General features: G+C 72.5%; 1 pseudogene. It reads right to left on the bottom strand.

From position 1 onward, the window contains the following. A pseudogene (locus tag ACY45C_RS20000) lies at positions 1-916 on the bottom strand (hypothetical protein); the annotation flags it as partial.

A 916-nucleotide genomic window follows, 5' to 3' on the forward strand; every position in this document is an offset into this window, starting at 1 on the left:
AGGTTCGCGTACTCGTCCAGGCCCAGCAGTACCTCCTCGACGGGCGTGACCGCCCGCAGCCACACGACCAGTGAGGACGGCGAGAGCCCGGAGGTCCGGAACAGGTACCAGTCTGGCGGCGGCGCCACCGCGTACGAGTCACCGAACGAGTCGGTCACAACCACCGAGGGCAGCGTGAGCACGGACCCGGCGGCCGCATCGACGGGGAACAGGAACCAGTCGTCGCCGTGCGTCGAAATCAGCTCCAGCAGCAGCGTGGTCGCGACGTGGCTGCTGTCCGGCGGGTAGCCGCCGATGTCGACCGCCGCGTCCTCAATCTCCCACCACCGGCTGTTCGGCGCGCCGGGGTAGTGCAACGCCACCGGGTACGCCCGCCGTTCGGCCGCCGCGGCGAGCGACACCGGCCCTGCGCCGGAGCCGGAGAACCAGTCGACCCGCCCGCCTCGGTGCCGCGGCAGCGCGAGCGTCGTGTCCCCTACCGGGAACTCGGCCGTGTAGACCAGCTCCGCCGGGTCCCACCGCAACGGCGGCACACCGGGAATCCCAGCGAAGTCCGTCGCGGTGAGCCCCAGCGGCTCGGGATCCCGCCAGGCGGCGAGCCCGTCGAGCGCACCGGCCAGCCCCTCATACGGCGGCGGCGGATCCACCAGCAGGTAGGCAGGGTCCACAGTAGACGGGTCGAGGTCCAGCGCAGCACCCACTCGCACCCGCCGTCCCAGAGTCCACCAGCTGTCCGTTTCGGACTCGACGAGCGCCTCGGCCGGCACCACCGTCGGGTCGCCGGCCGGGTCGTCCGGCGCGGGCTGCACCGGCGACGACGACGCCGAGAACGTCACGAGCACCGGCGTGGTCGCGTTCTCGCCCTGGTGCTCGCCCATCTGCCACTGCCGGGACAGGAACCACACCGGGTCGTGCA

The organism is Frankia sp. CcWB2, assembly GCF_977927585.1.